The 18,555-nt window shown below is 69.4% G+C and carries 19 protein-coding genes; 11 read left to right on the plus strand and 8 right to left on the minus strand.

Annotation, left to right across the window (positions count from 1 at the left end; genetic code table 11):
- Nucleotides 1-242: 242 nt before the first annotated feature.
- Together GZ67_RS0101830 and GZ67_RS0101835 are read right to left on the minus strand one after the other, a co-directional pair.
- Nucleotides 243-1,409: an AAA family ATPase gene (locus GZ67_RS0101830; protein ID WP_029262359.1), complete on the minus strand. Its 1,167-nt coding sequence runs from the start codon at nt 1,407-1,409 to the stop codon at nt 243-245.
- Nucleotides 1,410-1,524: 115 nt separating this feature from the next.
- Nucleotides 1,525-3,645 (minus strand): RecQ family ATP-dependent DNA helicase, encoded by a 2,121-nt coding sequence (locus GZ67_RS0101835; RefSeq protein ID WP_029262358.1) that lies wholly within the window; start codon nt 3,643-3,645, stop codon nt 1,525-1,527.
- Between the two features lie 93 nt (nt 3,646-3,738).
- Here GZ67_RS0101835 and GZ67_RS0101845 point away from each other — a divergent pair, with 93 nt between their 5' ends.
- The 8 genes from GZ67_RS0101845 (at nt 3,739) to GZ67_RS0101880 (ending at nt 10,402) form a co-directional block, all read left to right on the plus strand.
- The gene (locus GZ67_RS0101845; RefSeq protein ID WP_029262357.1) at nt 3,739-4,158 is read left to right on the plus strand and encodes a hypothetical protein; all 420 of its coding nucleotides are present in this window, start codon (nt 3,739-3,741) and stop codon (nt 4,156-4,158) included.
- Between the two features lie 95 nt (nt 4,159-4,253).
- Nucleotides 4,254-5,228, plus strand: a complete 975-nt coding sequence (gene paaA / locus GZ67_RS0101850) for a 1,2-phenylacetyl-CoA epoxidase subunit PaaA (protein WP_029262356.1) — start codon at nt 4,254-4,256, stop codon at nt 5,226-5,228.
- Nucleotides 5,228-5,533: a 1,2-phenylacetyl-CoA epoxidase subunit PaaB gene (gene paaB, locus GZ67_RS0101855; RefSeq protein WP_029262355.1), complete on the plus strand. Its 306-nt coding sequence runs from the start codon at nt 5,228-5,230 to the stop codon at nt 5,531-5,533. Before paaA ends, paaB begins: the two co-directional genes overlap by 1 nt.
- Complete coding sequence (gene paaC, locus GZ67_RS0101860) at nt 5,530-6,396, plus strand: 1,2-phenylacetyl-CoA epoxidase subunit PaaC (RefSeq protein WP_029262354.1); 867 nt, start codon at nt 5,530-5,532, stop codon at nt 6,394-6,396. Before paaB ends, paaC begins: the two co-directional genes overlap by 4 nt.
- A complete protein-coding gene (gene paaD, locus GZ67_RS0101865) occupies nt 6,390-6,884 on the plus strand; it encodes a 1,2-phenylacetyl-CoA epoxidase subunit PaaD (protein ID WP_029262353.1) in 495 nt (164 codons plus the stop codon). Before paaC ends, paaD begins: the two co-directional genes overlap by 7 nt.
- A 1-nt stretch (nt 6,885) precedes the next feature.
- Nucleotides 6,886-8,049 carry a 1,2-phenylacetyl-CoA epoxidase subunit PaaE gene (gene paaE / locus GZ67_RS0101870; RefSeq protein WP_029262352.1) on the plus strand — a complete coding sequence of 388 codons (1,164 nt, stop codon included), beginning with the start codon at nt 6,886-6,888 and terminating at the stop codon, nt 8,047-8,049.
- 12 nt (nt 8,050-8,061) lie between these two features.
- Entirely contained in the window at nt 8,062-8,832 is a 771-nt protein-coding gene (locus GZ67_RS0101875) for an enoyl-CoA hydratase/isomerase family protein (RefSeq protein WP_029262351.1), read from the plus strand.
- Between the two features lie 46 nt (nt 8,833-8,878).
- Nucleotides 8,879-10,402: an ATP-dependent DNA ligase gene (locus GZ67_RS0101880; RefSeq protein WP_029262350.1), complete on the plus strand. Its 1,524-nt coding sequence runs from the start codon at nt 8,879-8,881 to the stop codon at nt 10,400-10,402.
- Between the two features lie 17 nt (nt 10,403-10,419).
- Here GZ67_RS0101880 and GZ67_RS0101885 read toward each other — a convergent pair whose 3' ends face one another.
- On the minus strand, nt 10,420-10,929 hold the full coding sequence (locus GZ67_RS0101885) for a phosphoribosyltransferase (protein WP_029262349.1): 510 nt from the start codon (nt 10,927-10,929) through the stop codon (nt 10,420-10,422).
- A 163-nt stretch (nt 10,930-11,092) separates the two neighbouring features.
- On the opposite strand from GZ67_RS0101885, the gene GZ67_RS0101890 reads away from it, so the two are divergent.
- Nucleotides 11,093-12,742 carry a thiamine pyrophosphate-binding protein gene (locus GZ67_RS0101890; protein WP_029262348.1) on the plus strand — a complete coding sequence of 550 codons (1,650 nt, stop codon included), beginning with the start codon at nt 11,093-11,095 and terminating at the stop codon, nt 12,740-12,742.
- A gap of 21 nt (nt 12,743-12,763) precedes the next feature.
- The gene (locus GZ67_RS0101895; RefSeq protein ID WP_029262347.1) at nt 12,764-13,180 is read left to right on the plus strand and encodes a VOC family protein; all 417 of its coding nucleotides are present in this window, start codon (nt 12,764-12,766) and stop codon (nt 13,178-13,180) included.
- Here the strand turns inward: GZ67_RS0101895 and GZ67_RS0101900 are convergent.
- Complete coding sequence (locus GZ67_RS0101900) at nt 13,177-13,557, minus strand: VOC family protein (RefSeq protein ID WP_029262346.1); 381 nt, start codon at nt 13,555-13,557, stop codon at nt 13,177-13,179. The two genes, GZ67_RS0101895 and GZ67_RS0101900, sit on opposite strands and share 4 nt — an antisense overlap.
- A 125-nt stretch (nt 13,558-13,682) precedes the next feature.
- Here GZ67_RS0101900 and GZ67_RS0101905 point away from each other — a divergent pair, with 125 nt between their 5' ends.
- On the plus strand, nt 13,683-14,870 hold the full coding sequence (locus GZ67_RS0101905) for a hypothetical protein (RefSeq protein WP_029262345.1): 1,188 nt from the start codon (nt 13,683-13,685) through the stop codon (nt 14,868-14,870).
- Between the two features lie 3 nt (nt 14,871-14,873).
- Here the strand turns inward: GZ67_RS0101905 and GZ67_RS0101910 are convergent, their stop codons facing one another.
- From GZ67_RS0101910 to GZ67_RS0101925, 4 genes are all read right to left on the minus strand, one after another.
- Nucleotides 14,874-15,503, minus strand: a complete 630-nt coding sequence (locus GZ67_RS0101910; protein WP_029262344.1) for a response regulator transcription factor — start codon at nt 15,501-15,503, stop codon at nt 14,874-14,876.
- A complete protein-coding gene (locus tag GZ67_RS0101915; RefSeq protein WP_231481670.1) occupies nt 15,500-16,594 on the minus strand; it encodes a sensor histidine kinase in 1,095 nt (364 codons plus the stop codon). The genes GZ67_RS0101910 and GZ67_RS0101915 overlap by 4 nt, the downstream gene beginning before the upstream one ends.
- A gap of 159 nt (nt 16,595-16,753) precedes the next feature.
- Nucleotides 16,754-17,509, minus strand: coding sequence for an ABC transporter permease (locus GZ67_RS0101920; protein ID WP_029262342.1), 756 nt, complete (start codon nt 17,507-17,509; stop codon nt 16,754-16,756).
- A gap of 1 nt (nt 17,510) precedes the next feature.
- Complete coding sequence (locus GZ67_RS0101925) at nt 17,511-18,485, minus strand: ABC transporter ATP-binding protein (protein ID WP_029262341.1); 975 nt, start codon at nt 18,483-18,485, stop codon at nt 17,511-17,513.
- Nucleotides 18,486-18,555 lie beyond the last annotated feature (70 nt).

Raw genomic sequence — 18,555 nt, forward strand, 5'->3', positions numbered from 1 at the left:
CTTCGAATCCCACTGACTGATTGACGCCGTTAGCCGCGCCCTCAGCTGGACCGGACATGAGGCGTCCGAATCGCGAAACACGACCCACGGATATTGCGCGGCGGCGCGGTTATAGCTTGCGATTCGCGCATCCATCCTGCCCGTACCGCCCGTAACGACAACGCGCGACGGGTTACGTCCAGCAGCACGCACCACCGCTTTCGCAGTTTCGCGGTCAGACTCCCCCTCGACCACGATATTGATCAAGCGCGCTTCCTTGCTCGCCCAACGTCGATCAAACCGCCGAGATCCTGAGGCGCAATCAATCCATCGACGATGTCTGATACAGGCAATTCCGCAGCGATTTCACCCTCAACTTCTTCGATCTCAGAGAGCTTCTGGGCAGTAGTCCCATCACTTGTCACTCGCAAGACCAACACTTCCTCCGGACGCACCCCTTCGTCATCGAGAAGCTCTGGGGCGTGTGTCGAGAGAATCACTTGCAGCGATTTATCGCGCTGCGCTGCAGCGAGAACGGTGGGCAACATCTTAACAATCGCCGAGTTTAGAGAGAGCTCAGGTTCCTCGAGCAACATGATGCCGCCGTTTGCGGGAGCGCTCACCAAAGTCCACAAGAGCCCAATCAGCCTGAGGGTTCCGTCGGAGAAATCAGCTTCGCTCTGACGGGCGGGGCTCTCACGCCAGTTCTTGTAGCCTGCAATCAAATGCGGGACTCCAGCCGCATCGACTTGCAGCCCCAACGACTGGAATTCGGGAACCGCGGAGCGCAACGCCGCTTCCATGCGTCGAAACCACGCGTCCCGCGTTCGGCCAGGTACCGCGTTCATCTGAGCGATGAAGTCAGCGCCGTACGGATCCGAAACAGCAACACTGATCCGCCCCGGATCGCGAATAATCTGCGGGACGAGGTGAAAATATTGAACTTTGCCGAAGTAGTCCGCAAGCACCCGGAATCGCTTGTTCGCCGAGGTCTGTTCAAGGTGAGTCTGAGTCAAGAGTTCCGTGTCAGCAAGGTCGTGCTTGTCCGGTCGCTGGAGCAGCACCTCACCATTTAGCGTGACACGCTCTTCGTGCACGATAGGACGGTTCAGGCCGCCTTTCTGGCCTCGGACGGCTAGACGATATCCCCACTCCTCATCCCCGTCCTGCAGGGTCAAGTCGAGAACCAGACGGCCACCTTGGTGATTTCGCGCGAAGAGGCTTCGGACCTTACTCAGTCCTCCTCGCCGCCGAATCGCTGAATCTAGCCCGCCGCCGGAGACAACGATGTCGCCCATGAAGCGGAAGAGGTCGAGCAAGTTCGACTTGCCGGAAGCGTTAGGGCCGACAACGAAGAGTCGGTTCTCGACGTCGACGTTTACCGTCTTGAAGTTGCGCCAGTTACTCGCCTCTACGTGCGTAATCCGCATGAATCTCCCGCAATCTTCTGACCGTCTGTGGCCCCAGCATACGAGGCAACCATCCCCAGGATGATGTCTTCAAGTCGCGCGTCGCGCCCGCCGACGACTGATCGCCTATCCCCGCCTACCCCCGAAGCGCCAGGGCGAACGGCAGCACCTGCGTCGCGCCGGCCTGCCGTAGCACCCGGGCGGCGACCGTCATCGTCCACCGGCTGTCGACCAGGTCGTCCACGAGAAGCACCGGCCCCGCCGGAACGTCGAGGTGCTCGGCACTGAACCGATCCCAGACGCCGCCGAGGCGGAACACGCTGTTGCCGCCCGGCTGCCCGGTAGGACCGCCACCGACCGGTTCGAGCGCTCCGAGATAGGGCAGTCGTCCGACGTCGGCGAGGCCGCGCGCGAGCGAGTCGACGAGCAGCGGATGCGACCGCGACGGCAGGGCGACCACGGCCACCGGCCGCTCGTCCCAGCCCCACCCGGCGAGCACACGAATGCAGGCCTGCAGCAACTGCGGCGTCACCGGGGCATCCGTCGCCCCCGCGGCGAAGAGCTCGCGCAGCGCACCGCCCCACCCGAGATCCGTGAGTCGAGCCAGGGCTCGTCCCTCTCCCGCCTGCTCGTCGGTGGGGATGCGGCCCTTGACCGGCACCTCCAACCGATCGGCACCGGTCGGCCAGGCGCGACGAGGTTCGATCGGAACACCGACCCGGTCGAGCGACTCCGCGGCCTGGGTGGTCGCCGACTCCCCGATCTCGCGGGGGAACCATCCGCCCGCGCAGTTGTCGCACCGTCCGCAGGGAGCGGCCGTGTCATCATCGAGCGAGCGCTGCAGGAACTCCATGCGGCATCCGTCGGTCTGCTCGTACTCGATCATGTGCTGCTGCTCGGCGAGGCGCTCGGCGGCGATGCGCTCGTAGCGCTCCGCGTCGTACGCCCAGGGCTCGCCCGTCGCGACCCAGCCGCCCTGCACGCGTCGCACCGCACCGTCGACGTCGAGCACCTTGAGCAGCAGCTCGAGCGGCGTCCGCCGGATGTCGACCATCGCCTCGAGTGCCGGCGTCGAGATCGGCGCATCGCCGAGCGCGCCGATCACCCGCTCCGCCCGCTCCCGGTCGGGCATCGACGCGGTGGCGAAGTAGTGCCAGATGTCGCGGTCCTCGACGCCGGGGAGCAGCAGCACGTCGGCGCTCTCGCTCGCTCGACCGGCACGGCCGACCTGCTGGTAATAGGCCACAGGCGAGGATGGGGCACCGAGGTGCAGGACGAAACCCAGATCGGGCTTGTCGAACCCCATGCCCAAGGCGCTGGTCGCGACCAGCGCCTTGACCTCGTTGCGCTTGAGCATCCCCTCGGACTCCGCGCGCTCGTCGGTGTCGGTCTGCCCGGTGTACGCGCGGACGTCGTGCCCGTGATCACGCAGCAGCCGGGCCGTGTCGACCGCCGCGGCGACGGTCAGCGTGTAGATGATGCCGGACCCCGGCAGGTCGTCGAGGTGACTCAACAGCCAGGCCAGGCGGCTCGCCGAGTCGCGCAGCCGCAGCACGCCGAGACGCAGCGAGGTCCGCGCGAGCGGCCCGCGGATCGTGAGCACGGGCGCCGCGTCACCCTCGCCCGCCTGGAGGCTGCCCAGCTGCTCGGCGACATCGGCCACGACCCGGCTGTTCGCGGTCGCGGTGGTCGCGAGCACCGGCACGTCCGCCGGCATCTGCGCGATCAGATCACGCAGCCGCCGGTAGTCGGGGCGGAAGTCGTGGCCCCAGTCGCTGATGCAGTGCGCCTCGTCGACCACGAGCATGCCGATGCGACGCACGAGCGCCGGCAGCTGCTGCTCGCGGAAGGCAGGGTTGTTGAGCCGCTCGGGAGACACCAGCAGCACGTCGACCTCGTCGCGATCGAGCTGCGCGAGCACGTCGGACCACTCATGCGCGTTGGTCGAGTTGATCGCGACCGCACGCACTCCCGCCCGCTCGGCGGCGGCGATCTGGTCGCGCATGAGCGCCAGCAACGGCGAGACGAGCACGGTCGGTCCCGCGCCCTGACGCCGCAGCAGCAGCGTCGCCACGAAGTACACCGCGGACTTGCCCCATCCCGTGCGCTGCACCACGAGCGCACGCCGGCGCCCTTCGACCAGAGCCTCGATCGCCTCGTACTGGCCGTCGTGGAAGTCGGCATCCGGTCGGCCGACGAGCTCCCGAAGGGCTGACAGTGCGGCATCGCGGGTGTCGGCAGGAACGAGGGAGGTCATGCCTCCACTCTGCCTCACCCCGCCGACACGGCCGGCCCCTCATCCTCAGCCCGCTCGCATCCCGGGCGCGCATCCGTCGTCTAGCGTGAAGGAATGATCACTCGCGAGCTCGCCGTCACCCTTCGAGAGGCCGGACTCGTCTGGCACCCGGCGGAGGGCGACCGTTTCCAGCTCGATCTCCCCGATGAGGTCGAGCTCGAGGCCGAGGCCGAGATCTTCACGGTCAGCGAGATGACGATCGAGGCCAGACAGACCCCGAGCGGCACCGACCTCGCCTTCAACGGCACGACCGAGTGGGCGCTCGACGCGGTGACGCTCGCCGACGCGGTGTGGCTGCCGCGGGAGGATCAGCTGCGCGAGCTGCTGCGCGGCACGTTCCGCTCGCTGTCGCGCGTCGAGGACACCTTCCGTGTCGAGATCGAGATCGCGGACGCCACTTCGGTCTTCGAGCATCCGGATCCGTCCGAAGCATATGGGCGCGCGCTGCTGGCGTTGATCTCCCGCTCACACTGAGCCGCACTCAGGGCCGTCTTGAAACCGGCCATCCGCTGTGTCAGAATTACCTAACGATCGGTCAGTAAAGATGGCCTGATGCCGAGGAGTCGATGATGACCAGTCCCGCAGACCTGTCCCTCGTGGGCGAGATCTCCGATGAGGAACGTCTCTTCGACGAGCTCATCGCGAACGAGCAGCGCATCGAGCCGCGCGACTGGATGCCCGATGCGTACCGCAAGACCCTGGTGCGCCAGATCTCCCAGCACGCGCACTCCGAGATCATCGGCATGCAGCCGGAGGGCAACTGGATCACGCGCGCCCCGAGCCTCAAGCGCAAGGCGATCCTGATGGCCAAGGTGCAGGACGAAGCGGGTCACGGGCTCTACCTCTACTCCGCCGCGCAGACCCTCGGTACCACCCGCGACGAGATGATGGACCAGCTCATCAGCGGCAAAGCCAAGTACTCCTCGATATTCAACTACCCCACGCCCACCTGGGCCGACATGGGCGCGATCGGATGGCTCGTCGACGGCGCCGCGATCTGCAATCAGGTGCCGCTGTGCCGCGCGTCGTACGGCCCCTACGGACGCGCGATGGTGCGGGTGTGCAAGGAGGAGTCGTTCCACCAGCGCCAGGGCTTCGAGATCCTGCTCTCACTCATGCGCGGCACCGACGAGCAGCGCGAGATGGCGCAGGATGCCGTGAACCGCTGGTACTGGCCGAGCCTCGCCATGTTCGGGCCGCCCGATGACCAGTCCCCGAACTCCGCCCAGTCGATGAAGTGGAAGATCAAGCGCTTCACGAACGACGAGCTGCGTCAGCGCTTCGTGGGGATGCTCGTGCCGCAGGCCGAGATCCTCGGCGTCACGCTGCCCGACCCCGAGCTGCGCCTCGACGACGAGACCGGGCAGTACGTGATCGGCGAGATCGACTGGGACGAGTTCTTCGAAGTGCTCCGCGGCAACGGTCCGTGCAACGCCGAGAGGCTGGAGCGCCGTCGCACCGCGCATGAAGAGGGCGCCTGGGTGCGGGAGGCCGCGGCCGAATACGCGCGAAAGCAGTCCCTGAAGACGAAGGCGGTGGCGTGATGGCGACTCCGGGTGCCGACGAACGCGAACCCTGGCCGCTGTGGGAGGTCTTCGTCCGCGCGAATCGCGGGCTGAGCCACGTGCACGTCGGCTCGCTGCATGCGCCGGACGCCGAGATGGCGATCCGCAACGCCCGCGACCTCTACACCCGCCGCGGTGAGGGCGTGTCGATCTGGGTCGCACCGGCCGAGGCGATCACGACGAGCGATCCGGATGCCAAGGGCGCCTACTTCGAGAGTCCCGCCGGCAAGAACTACCGCCATGCCGTGTACTACACGGCCTCCGAGGGGGTGCCGCACCTGTGAGCACCGCACACCCGAACACCGCACACCCGAACACCGCGCACGAGGACATCGACGTCCACGGCGACGTGTCGGTCGACGAGCTCCGACTCTCTCAGGAGCTCTCCGGCACCGGCGCGGTCGCGGCTTCGGCCGACATCGCCGAGTACGCCCTGCGCCTCGGCGACGACGCGCTCATCCTCTCCCAGCAGCTGGGCGCCTGGATCTCGCGCGCTCCCGAGCTCGAGGAAGACGTGGCGCTGGGCAACATCGCCCTCGACCTGCTCGGGCACGCGCGCTCCTTCCTGCACTACGCGGGGTCGTACGACAGGCGCAGCGAAGACGACCTGGCCTTCTTCCGCGACGAGCCCGAGTTCCGCTGCGCCTGGATCGTGCAGCAGCCCAACGGCGACTTCGCCCAGACGATCGCCCGGCAGTTCGTGGTGGCCACCTACATGTTCGAGTTGTACTCGGCCCTCCGGGCGAGCAGCGACGAGACGTTCGCGGCGATCGCGGAGAAGTCCCTCAAAGAGGTCGACTACCACCGGGACCACGCCGTGCAGTGGATGCTGCGCCTCGCCGGGGGCACCGAGGAGTCCCGCACCAGGATCCTCCGTGCAATCGGCGACGTCTGGCCGTATGTCGATGAGCTGTTCCGCGACGACGAACTGATCGAGCGTCTCGGTGATGCCGCGGTGCGCCCATCGAGCCTCCGAGCCGGATTCGACGGCGTGGTCGACACGGTCTTCGCCGAGGCGGAGCTGTCGGTCCCGGCGGTCGCGGCATCCTCCGCCGGCGGACGGCACGGTGCCCACGCGACGCCGCTCGGCCACATCCTCGCCGAGATGCAGGTGCTCGCACGCCGGCATCCGGGGGCGTCATGGTGACCCTCACTCCCACCCAGGATGCCTGGCGCATCGCCGCGGCGGTCCCCGACCCCGAGGTGCCCGTCCTCACGATCGAGGACCTCGGTGTGCTCCGCGCGGTCGAGGCCGACGGTGATCGCGTGCGGGTCGACATCACCCCGACCTACAGCGGCTGCCCGGCGATGGACACGATCCGCGACGACGTCATCCTCGCGCTCACGGCGGCGGGATACGACCGGGTCGAGGTGCGCCTCGTCCTCTCCCCCGCCTGGACGACCGACTGGATGTCGGATGCCGGCAAGGCCAAGCTCGCCGCCTACGGCATCGCCCCGCCGTCCGGCCGCGCCGCGGTGTCGACCGGTCCGATCCGGCTCGCGCTCAGCGTGCGCTGCCCGCGGTGTGGCTCCCTCGACACCCGCGAGGTCTCGCACTTCGGCTCCACCTCGTGCAAGGCGCTGTTCGAATGCCGGGCCTGCCTCGAGCCCTTCGACCACTTCAAGGTGCACTGACATGTCGCTCTTCACGTCCGCGCCGGCATCCGTCCCCCGCGCGACGACCGCCCGCGAGACCGCTCCTCGAAAGCGCGCCCGCTTCCACACGCTCACGGTCGAGGACGTGCGTCCGCTCACCGACGACGCGGTCGAGGTCACGTTCACGGTGCCCGCCGCGCTCGCGGACGAGTACGACCACCTGCCCGGACAGTACGTCGCCCTGCGCACGACGCTCGACGGGGTCGAGGTGCGGCGCTCCTACTCGCTGTGCCGCGCGCCGGAGCACCGCGACGACGGGCAGGACACGCGCCTCAGCGTCGCGGTGAAGCGCGACGAGGGCGGGCTGTTCTCGACGTGGGCGCAGACCGGGCTCCAGCCCGGATTCGAGATCGACGTGATGAGCCCGCAAGGCACGTTCACCTCGGCGCTTCCCGACCTCGACGACCGGCACGTGGTCGGGATCGCCGCGGGCTCCGGCATCACGCCGCTGATGGCTCTCGCCCACACGGTGCTCACCCGGTCGGACACGTCGCGGTTCACCCTGCTGTACACGAACCGCGCCACGCTCGACGTGATGTTCCTGGAGGACCTCGCCGACCTCAAGGACCGGTATCCGACGCGACTCGTGCTGCACCATGTGCTCTCCCGCGAGCAGCGGGCGGCCCCGGTGCTCTCGGGCCGGATCGACGAGGAGAAGCTGCGGACGATCCTCGGCACGCTCATCCCTCCGGCCACCGTCGACGAGTGGTTCCTCTGCGGACCGCTCGCCCTGGTCGACCTCTGCCGCGAGGTGCTGGCCGATGTCGGCGTCGACCGCTCGCACATCCGCTTCGAGCTCTTCACGACCGGCGACGAGCCCGCGCGCGCGGCCCGACCGGTGCAGGTGCGCGCCGGCGAGAAGACCGTGCGAATCGAGGTCACCCTCGACGGTGTCTCATCGACGGTCGAGAGCCCGGTCGATGCGCACGAGTCGGTACTGAACGCCGCCCTGCGCGTGCGCCCCGATGCGCCGTTCGCCTGTGCGGGCGGGGTCTGCGGCACCTGCCGCGCGCGGGTGCTCGAGGGCAGCGTCACGATGACCGAGCACTACGCACTGGAGCCCGACGAGCTCGAACGCGGATTCGTCCTCACCTGCCAGTCCCACCCGACCAGCGACCGTGTGGTCGTCGACTACGACGTCTGACCAGGAGCCCCCATGATCGACCTCACCGTCGCCGACGACGTCGCGACGATCGCGCTGAATGCGCCGGCGAAGCTCAATGCTCTCGACGAGCGGGCTCTGGCCGAGTTGGATGCCGCCTACGAGGCCGCGGAGGTCGCGGGCGTGCGTGCACTGGTGCTCCGCGGTGAGGGGCGTGCGTTCTGCGCTGGCCGGGACATCTCGGGCGTCGACCCGCGGAACGACGATGTACTCGGCTACCTCGGCGGGCTCGTCACCCCGCTGCTGCAGCGGATGACGCGGTTCCCTGCACCGACCTTCGCGGTCGCGCACGGCGCCTGTCTCGGCGTCGGCCTCGGCCTGTTGATCGCGACCGATGTCGTCTACGTCGCCGAGTCCGCGAAGATCGGATCCCCGTTCGCCGCGCTCGGTGCGACGCTCGACTCCGGCGGCCATGCGCTCTTCCTCGACCGCCTCGGGGCGCACAAGACGCTCGACCTCATCTACACCGGCCGCTTGATGAGCGGAGCCGAGGCCGTGTCCTCGGGCCTCTTCTCACGGGTCTTCCCCGATGACGAGGTCGTGCAGGCCACGACGGATGCCGCGGCCGCCGCCGCCCGCGGCGCCACGGCGGCCTTCCTCGCGAGCAAGGAGCTGATCGCGCGCATCCGCGACGAGCGACTCGCGCTGTGGGATGCGGTCGGCATCGAGAACGCGGCGCAGGCCGCCCTGTGCGACACCGATGACTATCGCGAAGGGTTCGCCGCCTTCCAGGAGAAGCGCAAGCCGGAGTTCCGCGGGCGCTGAGACCCGACACCGACCCGATGTCGGAGGCCGGTGCGAGAATGCTCGGATGAAGCTCGCAGAGCTCGTCACCACGACCGACCGCGTCGGCGCCACGTCGTCCCGGCTCGCCAAGATCGATGCCCTCGCCGAGCTCCTCGCGCGCGCCGACCCCTCCGAGCTCCCGATCGTCATGGGTCTCCTCCTCGCGTCACCGCGCCAGGGCAGGCTGGGCGTCGGCTGGCGCGGGCTCTCGGCCATCGAGATCGCGCACGCCGACGAATCCACCCTGACGGTCGGCGATGTCGATGACTCGCTCGATGCCCTCGCCTCGACATCCGGTTCGGGCTCGGCGGCGGGCCGCACCGGCATCCTCGTCGATCTCGGCTCGCGAGCGACCGCCGCCGAGTGGGACTTCCTGGTGCGCGCGATGCTCGGTGAGCTCCGCACCGGCGCTCTGTCGGGCGTGCTCCTCGACGCGATCGCCCGGGCGTCCGACCGTCCGGCGGCCGTCGTCCGACGCGCGGCGATGCTGTCGGGCGACCTCGGTGAGACCGCGCGCATCGCCCTCACAGGCGCGCCCGGCGACCTCGAGGCGGTCGGGCTTCAGGTGGGGCGTCCGGTGCTGCCGATGCTGGCATCGACCGCGGCGAGCGCATCGGAGGCCCTGCAGGTCACCGGCGAAGCGTCCGTCGAATACAAGCTCGACGGTGCCCGCATCCAGGTGCATCGCCACGGCGACGAGGTCGGTGTCTACACGCGGAGCCTCGCCGACATCACCCACCGGGTGCCCGAGATCGTGGAGATCGTGCGGTCGCTGCCGGTGCACGACGTCATCCTCGACGGCGAGACACTGTCGCTCGACGAAGACGGCGGGCCGCGCCCGTTCCAGGAGACCATGTCGCGGTTCGGGGCCGAGGTCTCGCGGGAGCTCGTGCTGCGGCCCTGGTTCTTCGACATGCTGCATGTCGACGGACGCGACCTGCTCGACGAGCCGCTCTCGACACGGCTGGCCGAGCTGGAACGCGTGGCCGGCGAATGGCGGATGCCCGGCATCGTCACGGCCGATGCCGATGCCGCCGAGCAGCTGTCGCACGATGCCCTCGCCGCCGGGCACGAGGGGGTCGTGGTCAAGGCGATCGACGCCCCCTACGCCGCCGGGCGCCGCGGCAAGTCGTGGGTCAAGGTCAAGCCGGTGCTGACCTTCGACCTGGTGGTCCTGGGCGCGGAGTGGGGCTCAGGGCGTCGTCGCGGCTGGCTCTCGAATCTGCACCTCGGCGCGCGCGACCCCGACGGCGAGTTCGGCGACCCCGGTGGGTTCGTCATGGTGGGCAAGACCTTCAAGGGACTCACCGACGAGCTGCTGCGCTGGCAGACCACCGAGTTCCCCGAGCACGAGTCGCACCGCACGGCATCCACCGTTTTCGTGCACCCCGACATCGTCGTCGAGATCGCGATCGACGGTGTGCAGCGCTCTCCGCGTTATCCGGGCGGCATCGCGCTGCGCTTCGCCCGGGTGAAGGGCTACCGTCCGGACAAGTCGCCTGCGGAGGCCGACACGATCCAGACGCTGCGGTCGCTGCTGCGGGGTTGACCCGAGGGAGCCGCGGTTCAGGCCGAGGGCGCGAGGCCCAGATCTTCTTCGCGCACCGTGCCCTGGAACGACCACGGGAAGTTGATCCACAGGTCGGTGTCCTTCCAGGCGAAGTCGGGCTGGATGATCGTCGAAGGCTTGGTGTAGATCGTGACCGACCGCACGTCGGCACCCTTCTCCTGCAGCAGCTGCACGGCCAGCGCGAGCGTGCGCCCGGAGTCGGCCACATCGTCGACGAGCAGCACCCGGCGGCCGTCGAGATACGCCATGTCGAGCTCGGGCGGAAGCACCTCGGGCGCATCGAGCACCGTGCCGATCCCGGTGTAGAACTCGACGTTGATCGCGCCGCAGTTCTTGGCACCGAGCCCGTAGGCGATGGCTCCGGCCGGGAGCAGCCCGCCGCGGGCGATCGCCACCACCACCTCCGGTTCGAAGCCGGTGGCGAGGATGTTCCGCGCCAGCTCCCGTGTCGCCGCTCCGAAGCCGTCCCAGGTCAGTGTCTCGCGCTCGCGCGCCGCATCCGTCATCTCTGCATTCTCTCGCATCCTGGTATGCACTCTCGCCGCTAGACTGAGCGGGTCCGGCCCGGCCGGTGCCTGAAAAAGAGGCACGAAGCACTTCGCGAAGACGCGGAGGCGAGACACATACGGATCCCGCAGTTCCTCCGTCCCTGTCTCGAAAGGCTTTCGCATGCCCACCGTCTCCGCACACGTCGCTCTCACCCTCGCCCAGCACATCGACTCCGTCTTCGGCGTGATGGGCAACGGCAACGCCTACTTCCTCGACGCCATCGAGACGCAGACGGATGCCTCCTTCACCGCCGTCCGTCACGAGCAGGGGGCCGTGGTCGCCGCCGACGCCCACTTCCGCGCGTCCGGGCGCATCGCCGCCGGCACCTCGACGTACGGCGCCGGATTCACCAACACCCTGACCGCCCTCGCCGAGGCCGTGCAGGCGCACGTCCCGCTCGTGCTCGTGGTCGGCGACGAGCCCACGTCCGGCCCGCGCCCGTGGGACGTCGACCAGATCGCCCTCGCCTCGGCCGTCGGCGCCCGCACCTATACGGTCGGCCGAGCGGATGCCGCGGCCACGACGATCATCGCCATCGAGCACGCGCTGACCTATCGCGTCCCGGTCGTCCTCGCCATCCCCTACGACGTCGCGGCGCTCGAAGCCGGCGAGGTTCCGGCGGCCCCGTCGCCGCGGGTGCCCGCTCCGCTCGCGCCGCGCGGGGAGTTCGCCGAGGGGATGCTCGACGAGATCGCTGATGCTCTGCGCACCGCCCGGCGACCCTTCCTCCTGGCAGGTCGCGGCGCGTGGCTCTCCGGTGCCGGCGCCGCGCTGGGCGAGCTCGCCGCGGCGACCGGCGCATTGACGGCGTCCTCGGCTCTGGGCCGGGGCATCTTCCCCGAAACGCAGTACGACCTGGGCGTCACCGGCGGCTTCGGTGCGGACGGCGCGATGGACCTCGTGCGCACAGCCGATGTCGCCGTGGTGTTCGGCGCCTCCCTGAACCAGTTCACGATGCGGTTCGGCGAACTCTTCGCGCCGGGGACGCGGGTCTTCCAGGTCGACATCGCCCCCGCCGCCACCCATGCCCACGTCGGCGGCTTCGTACGCGCGGACGCCCGCCTGGCCGCCGAGGCTCTCGTGTCCCGGCTCGGTGGTTCCCTGTCGTCGAGCCCGTGGCGGGAGAGCGTCGACGTCGCCGCGGCCCGAGCGTACGACGCCGGTGACGACATCGCCGCCGACGGACGCCTCGACCCGCGATCGGCCGCCCGTCGTATCGCGGAACTGCTCCCGGAGAATCGTGTCGTGGTGTCCGACGGCGGCCACTTCATCGGCTGGGCGAACATGTACTGGCCGGTCGCCGCCCCCGACCGCATGATGATGATCGGCACCGCGTTCCAGTCCATCGGGCAGGGCTGGCCGAGCGTCGTCGGGGCCGCTCTGGCCAGGCGCGAATCGACCGTCGTACTCACCTCCGGCGACGGCGGCGGGCTGATGGCGATCGCCGACCTCGAATCCGCGGTCCGCGCGGCCGGCGGCCGGGGCATGGCCGTCGTCTGGAACGACGCGGCATACGGCGCCGAAGTGAACCTGTACGGGCTCAAGGGCCTCGCCGAGGGCCCGATGCGCATCCCCGAGGTGGACTTCGCCGCCTTCGGCGCGGCCGTCGGAGCCGAGGGCGTCGTCGTGCGCACGCTCGCCGACCTCGACCGCCTCGAGAGCTGGACCGCCGAGGATCCCTCCACCCGCCGCTTCCTGCTCCTCGACCTGCGCATCTCCGGGGACGTCATCGCGCCGTACCAGCAGGAGATCATCCGCGTGAACTCCTGACGCGACTGGCAGACTCGGATGATGCCGGGTCTCCATCACGTCGAACTGTGGGTCGCCGACCTCGATGCCGTGCGCACGGAATGGCGCTGGATCCTCGATCGTCTGGGCTTCACCCTCGACAGCGAGTGGGCCGACGGCGAATCCTGGGCTGCGGGCGGGACCTACCTCACCTTCACGACCTCTCCGAATCTGTCGGATGGCGCGCACGACCGCCGGCGCGCCGGGCTCAACCATCTGGCGTTCCACGGTGGCGACCCCGCTTCCGTGGATGCGCTCATGTCCGAGGCCCCGGCGCACGGCTGGCACCCGCTCTATTCCGAGCGTTACCCGCACGCCGGCGGCGAGCAGCACTACGCGGGCTGGCTCGAGAATGCCGCGGGCTTCAAGGTCGAGGTGGTCGCCGACACCACGTCGACGCCGGCGACCACCACCGCCTAGGCCTGGGCGCCGTAGTCAGGCAGCTCCTGCAGCGTCCAGCTGTTGCCGTCGGGGTCGTCGAAAGAAACGAACCGCCCCCAGTCCATGTCCTCGACGCCTCGTGCGTCGACGCCGAGGCCCTGCAGATGCGCCAGCGCCTCGTCGGCGTCGGGCACCACGACCTGGATCGTGTTCTGCTGCCCCGGCTCGAGATCGACGCCGAGGCCGGTGCCGAAGGCGATCGAGCAGGCCGAACCCGGTGGAGTCATCTGCACGAACCGCAGCCCCTCCACGGGCGTCTGGTCGTGGTCGGCGTGGAAACCGATCTTCTCGTAGAAGGCCTTCGACCGGTCGACATCCGAGACCGGGACGAAGATGAGTTCGATCTTCCAATCCATCACGTGCTCCTCCTGTCGGGCGCCGTCGCCCGTCGGCGTCCACGGTACGCGGGGCCGCCGACGTCGCACCAGAGCGGTCGGTGACCGATACTGGTCGGGTGAGGCGACGCCGAGAGCATGACCGGATGCCCCTGATTCTCGACGCCCTCTGCCTGGCACGTGACGACGCCCCCGTGCGTCGCCTGATCGATGCCTTGGGCACCGAACCCGTGGAGACGACGGAGCGCCGGATCGGTGAACCCGCCGTGCTCTCACAGCATCTGCGGTTCGAGTCGGGCGGAGAGATCGTGCTGCACGACGACGCGGTGATCGCCGTGATCCTGCATCTCACGCCGACGCCGTTCGCTCCGCGTGGCCTCGACGCCGCGGAATGGATCCCGGGCATCGACGACGATGCGACCTTCGCCGACTTCAAGGCGATGTTCGACGTCCCCTGGAGGTTCGCCGACGGGGACCGCTACTTCGTCCTCGAGGCAGCGTATCTGCGCCCGGAGTTCGTGAAGCACGGGGGCCGTCGAGCCGGCGACCTGCGCCGGGTGGCGTTCACCCTGGACGATCCGAAGGAGACGTGCCGCCCGGCCGACGAGGACTGCCCGGTGTGCCGCGAACTGATCGTGCGCACCGGCGACGGGTCCTTCGATCTGGACGGCACGGTCGACGCTCTCGTGGCGGGGGTCGAAGCAGGAGTCCTCAAGGAGTCCAGCGGAGCCGTGAGCCTCGCCGACCTCCGGCTGCTGCACGCCTCCGCCCTGATGGAGCGGGTCGAGAGCCAGGTCACGTGCACCGCGTGCGGCCGGGTCGCCTGCCTCACCCTGTATCGCGATTCCTCCCCGACCTTCGGGTACCACCCGCTGGATGCCGCGATGCGACGGCCCCTCGAAGCCATCCCTCCCGTCGAGGAGTGGGGCGACGCCGCGCGCATCGCCGAGGCGCGCGATGCGATGCGCTACGTCGATCACGAGCCGAGCCTGTGGTTCCTGGTCGAACAGCACGGCGACCTGTACCTCGACTCCCGGTACACGATCTCCTCGATGGCCGACGACTCGTGCCTGATCCGCCTGGATGAGGCCGAGCGCCAGGAGTACCGCGAAGCCGGCCGCGACAGCCTCACCGACCTCGCCCGGCGCATCGACCGCAGTGGGCCGCATCGGGCGGCGTCTCCCTTCCACCGGAGGAACCTCTTACGTCACCCGGACGAGGGAAGGGACTACTCCGCCGAGGTCAGGGCCGCGATCGCCGGGCACACCTGGCTCGCACGGCAGAAGCAGGCCGCGGCACAGCGCGCGCAGGCGGGATCCGCTGCAGACGGCTGAGCGTCAGATCCACCCCTTGTCGAGGGCGATCCGCACGGCCTGCGCCCGGTTCCCCGCACCCGTCTTGCCGATCGCCGCGGAGAGATGGTTCCGCACGGTGCCGGCCGACAGGAACACCTCCGCCGCGATGGCCGCAGCCGACCGCCCGTCGGCGGCCAGGCGCAGCACCTGACGCTCGCGGTCGCTCAGCGGGTTCGCGCCGTCGAACAGGCTGTCTGCGGCGAGCACCGGATCCAGCACGCGCAACCCGGAATGCACCCGACGAACCGCCTCCGCCAGCTGCTCGGCGGGAGTGTCCTTCACGATGAATCCGCTGGCTCCGGCATCCAGCGCCGACCGCAGGTAGCCGGGGCGCGCGAAGGTGGTCACGACCAGGATGCGCGTCTCCGGACTCGCCTCGCGGATGCGGCGCGTGGCCTCCACACCGTCCATGCCCGGCATCTGGATGTCCATCAGGCACACGTCCGGTCGCAGCTCCTCCGCGAGCCGTAGCGCCTCTGCACCATCGGAAGCCATGCCGATCACGGTGAGATCCGGCTCCAGATCGAGCAGCGCCCCCAACGCGCCACGCACCAGCGCCTGGTCGTCGGCGATCAGCAGCCGGATGCCGCCGGCCTCCCCGGCGGCCGTCACCAGGTCACCTCCACCCGGGTCCCTGAGCCCTCGGCTTCACGCGCCGCAGCGATCATGAAACCCGCACCCGCCTCCGCCGCGCGTTCGCGCATGCCGCGGATCCCGTTGCCCGAGTCGTCACTCGCGCCGTCCTTCATGCCGACCCCGTCGTCTTCGACGACCAGTCGCCCCGGCGCCAGCAGCACTCGCACGGTGTGGGCCTCGGAATGACGCAGCGCATTGGTCGTCGCCTCGCGCAGGATCCAACTCGCGGTGATCGCCTGCACCGGTGACAGAGCAGCAGGCTCCCCGTCGACGCGCAGATCGATGTCGGCCGCGCGGAGAGAGTCCCGCGACGACGCGAGCTGTTCGACGAGCGTCGTGGCCCGTGCACCGGCAACCGACGACCGCACCCCGGCGATCGCCTCCGCAGTCAGTCGCTCGATGTCGGCGAGCTCGGCCTTGGCGCGCTCCGGATCGGAGTCCATGAGCCGTCGCACGAGCTGCGCCTTCAGACCGACGACCGTCAGCGAGTGGCCGATCAGGTCGTGCACGTCGCGGGCGACGGCTTCGCGACCCTCACTCGTGGCCAGCTCGAGCCCGAGTTGTTCGGCCTCGGCGGAGCGGATGATGAGCCAGGTCGTCACCGTGTTGACCACGCCGAGCAGGCCGATGATCGCCAGCACCGACAGGTAGCTGAGGCCTCCGGGGAGGAGGAAGACGCACAGCGCCGCGACCGTCATGGCGGCGATCGTCGTGATCCAGTGCCAGACGCGCGTCAGGCCGTACGAGGCGAACGACATGACGAACGGCAGGAAGCTGAGCGCCGATCCGCCCTCCGCCGGCACGGAGACCAGCGCGCAGACGATGAGGATCGCGAAGGTGACCCACTGCCGCGTCGACGGTGGTCGCCCCAGTCCTCCACCGCCGCGCATGCCGTGTATGAAGCCGGTGACGTACAGCACGACGAACGTGACCAGCGCGATCCAGCCGACGACGATCCACGCGAGCGGCGCCTCCGAGCGCAGCAGTGCGATCACCGGGTACACGAGGAAGACCAGCCAGATCACGGCCATCAGCCAGCCGAACCGGGCCCAGGGGTCCTTTCCCACCGGTCCGCGTGGGGGGCGCGCTCCCGGAGTTGCCCACGCGGCCGGCGGGGCTCCCAGGGCGGCGAACCGCCGGGCCTCCTCGGATACTTCCGAGGAGGCCCGCTTCGAGTGCTGCGTCATCCGTCCAACCTACTGTCGTCGCCCGATGCGCACGGAGTCCTACTGCCGTGCCCGGGAGCGCTTCATGCCCATGGTGACCAGCAGCACGAACAGTGCGAGCCACACGGCGACGTTCAGGAACAGCATCCACAGCTCATCCGTCTGTCCGGTGGTGAGGGTGCCGTCGGTCAACGGCCAGCGGCTCAGGGCCACGAAGCCGTAGAGAGGGGTGAACCGGGCGATGTCGAGCATCACCCCGTCGAGGGGCATGAAGACGTTGCCGAAGAACGCGAAGAACGTCATCGAGATCGAGGCGAGCGCCGCGGCCGAGTCGGAGCTGAAGAACAGGCCGACACCGAGCCCGAAGAGGCCGTAGATCAGGCCGATCCCGAGGATGATGCCCGCGGTCGCCACCCAGCGCCAGCCGTCTTCGACCTCCGCGCCGGTCATCATGCCTGCGGCGAAGACCGCCACCAGTGCCAGCGCCGCGAAGGCGACGGAGGTGAGCAGTTTCGTCAGCGCATAGCCCGCGGTCGTCAGCGGCGTCATGGCGAGTTGGCGCCCCCAGCCCTGCTTCGCCTCGGTCGCGGCGAGCGAGGTCAGAGAGCTCATCGCGACCGCCGTGCCGTACGCGGCCATCGAGGTCATCACGTAGAACGAGACGTTGCCGTGCCCGGCCGAGAGCGAGCCGAAGCCCATCCCGGCTCCGAACAGCAGATACATCGCGACCGGCATCGCCAGGGTGAACGCGAGCGTGTACGGGTTGCGCAGCTGGCGGACGCCTTCGATGCGCAGCATGGTGGGTGAGACGAGCATGTCAGTTCTCCGTCAGAGCCGTGAAGGCGGTTTCGAGGGTGGGTGCGGCGATCTCCAGGTCGTGAGCGCCGTGGTCGAGCAGGATGCGGGCGGCGGCGTCGGAGTCCGCGGCCCGCACGCTGAGACGATCTCCGTCGAGCCGCACGTCGACCACGCCATCGGTCGCGCTCAGCGTCGCGACGAGCGCCGCTCCCCCCTCTCCGACCGTCGCGGAGACGCTCCGCTCCCCCAGGCTCGCTCGCAGCAGAGCGGTGGGCGCATCCGCGACGACCGCACCGCGGTGCATCATGACGGTCCGCCGGGCGAACTGCTCCGCCTCCTCCAGGTAGTGGGTGGCGAAGATGATCGTGCGTCCGGCATCCGCATCGGCCCGCATCACGTCCCAGAAGTGTCGCCGGGCGGTGACGTCCATCCCGGCCGTCGGCTCGTCGAGCACGAGGATGTCGGGGTCGGACACCATCGCGAGCGCGAACTTCACCCTCTGCTGCTCTCCCCCCGAGCACTTGGAGACGCGGCGGCGGGCGAGGTGCTCGAGGTCGGCGCGGGCCATGACCTCAGGCACCCGCGCGGCCGCTTCCGTTCCGTACAGCGAGGCGATGAGGCGCACGGTCTCGCCCACGGTCAGGTCGCCCAGAAGGCCGCCGGTCTGCAGCACCGCGCCGATCGCTCCGCTCGAGGTCGCCTGCTCCGGCGTGACGCCGAGCACCCGGACGCTGCCGCTGCTGGGCTGCGTGAGCCCGAGGAGCATGTCGAGAGTCGTCGTCTTGCCCGCGCCGTTCGGTCCGAGCAGCGCGACGACCTCGCCGCGGCGGATCGACAGGTCGACCCCGCCGACGGCCTGCACGCGGCGGTCGCCCGAGCCGAAGTGGCGTGTGACGCCGTTCAGCTCGAGTACGACCGGATCATGGTTCGAGGCTTCGGATGCCGGACGCGCGGTGACCTGCGTCGCCGACCCGTCCACGGAGGAGTTGTTCATGTCTCCAGCCTCGCGGCAGGAGCATGACGACGCCGGAGGGAGGTGTCATCTCCTCGGCATGACACGTGTC

This window comes from Microbacterium sp. Cr-K20, from assembly GCF_000708325.1.
Taxonomy (GTDB): Bacteria; Actinomycetota; Actinomycetes; order Actinomycetales; family Microbacteriaceae; genus Microbacterium.